The sequence below is a fragment of the Rickettsia sp. TH2014 genome, from assembly GCF_019249195.1.
Taxonomy (GTDB): domain Bacteria; phylum Pseudomonadota; class Alphaproteobacteria; order Rickettsiales; family Rickettsiaceae; genus Rickettsia; species Rickettsia felis.
In genome coordinates, this window is record NZ_MXAX01000130.1 from 1 (window position 1) to 1,380 (window position 1,380).

Here is a 1,380-nt window from a genome sequence, read left to right on the forward strand (position 1 = left end):
GTAAGATTAAATCTTGACTTCTACAACTTAAGTACTTAGACCGACACAATGATTACCTGCAAATCTATTTGTCTGCTGAAGAGCAATAATACACTTTTACGGATGATGGCTTTATACTTGATGATATTGAACACTTAGTAACCGATAATGAAAACCTAAAACTAATAGAAAGAATATTGAAAAGATTTAATATAGAAAGAAATCAAAATGAAATATCTATAAAGACAGATTTAGCAAATCTGACTAGTACAAAAGAAAAGTTCATACTGGCAATCAATGCAATAAATATGGATTATTGACAACGAAAGTAGTAACAAATGTTAGTATATTCCAAAAACGATCGTTTTAGGAACAAGTAACAGACTCACAAAAACTTTATTAAAATCTGTCCAAAGATTGTTCCAAAACCTTGTTCTTATTAAAATGTTCTGCTAATATAACAAAAAAGCGTTTTAGGAATAAGAAGATATGCTCATCGGATACGCAAGGGTTTCAACATTAGATCAAAACCCTAATCATCAAATTGATGCTCTTAATGAGGTAGGATGTAAAAAAATATTTACAGAAAAAATATCAGGTGCAAGTAAGCAACGTACTCAATTGCAGGCAGCACTTGATTATATGCGTGAAGGCGACACGCTTGTAGTTTGGAAATTATCACGTCTTGCAAGATCACTAACGCAAATAATCAGTACTGTAAAAATCCTTGAAGAGCAAAAAATTGGCTTGCAAGTAATTACCCAAAATATAGATACTTCAACAGCAGAAGGAAGACTTTTCTTTCATATGAATGCAGCATTCGATCAGTTTCAGCGAGAGATTATTGTAGAAAATACCAAAGCCGGCTTAAAATCTGCCCGTAGAAACGGTAGAATAGGTGGAAGACCTAAGTTTATGAGTGATGAAAAAATGCGTACGGCAAAAGCTATGCTAAAAGATAGTGAAAATTATCCGTTTATTTCCGATATTATAAAAACGCTAGAGATAGGTAGGACAACCTTTTACAGATACTTTCCTCCAGAGTCTATAGAGCAACTTAGAACCCGCCAATAAAATCCTATTTTTTTCTAAGAATAAGATTTTGACCAAAAACGATATTTAAGATAGAGTGAAATTAACTCATCGCTTTAGGTCTTCTTCAAATGAAATCACAGTATCAAAATTACCAAAGACAGCTAAATGGAAAATACAGTAATCAAGAAGCTATTGTGATGCAAACACAAGAAGTGCCATTAACGGAAGAGGTACTAAATCAAGACAATAGAATTTGTTACAAAAAAAGAAGAGAAGAATTAAATAGAAGGGTTCAAAGTTTACTGGAGCAAAAGAAGAAAGTAGTAGGGTAATCCTCCCCAAAAACAATCGACAAAAGGAGTAGAA

The 1,380-nt window shown here is 32.7% G+C and carries 2 protein-coding genes and 1 pseudogene; all 3 read left to right on the plus strand.

The features are described 5' to 3' along the window. Positions 1 to 101: 101 nt before the first annotated feature. Positions 102 to 299 (plus strand): annotated as a pseudogene (locus tag KYQ89_RS08215) (DUF1828 domain-containing protein); the annotation flags it as partial. Between the two features lie 169 nt (positions 300 to 468). Further along, the gene (locus KYQ89_RS02530) at positions 469 to 1,053 is read left to right on the plus strand and encodes a recombinase family protein (RefSeq protein WP_218460270.1); all 585 of its coding nucleotides are present in this window, start codon (positions 469 to 471) and stop codon (positions 1,051 to 1,053) included. An 89-nt stretch (positions 1,054 to 1,142) separates the two neighbouring features. After that, on the plus strand, positions 1,143 to 1,346 hold the full coding sequence (locus tag KYQ89_RS02535; RefSeq protein WP_218460271.1) for a hypothetical protein: 204 nt from the start codon (positions 1,143 to 1,145) through the stop codon (positions 1,344 to 1,346). The last annotated feature ends 34 nt before the right edge of the window (positions 1,347 to 1,380 follow it).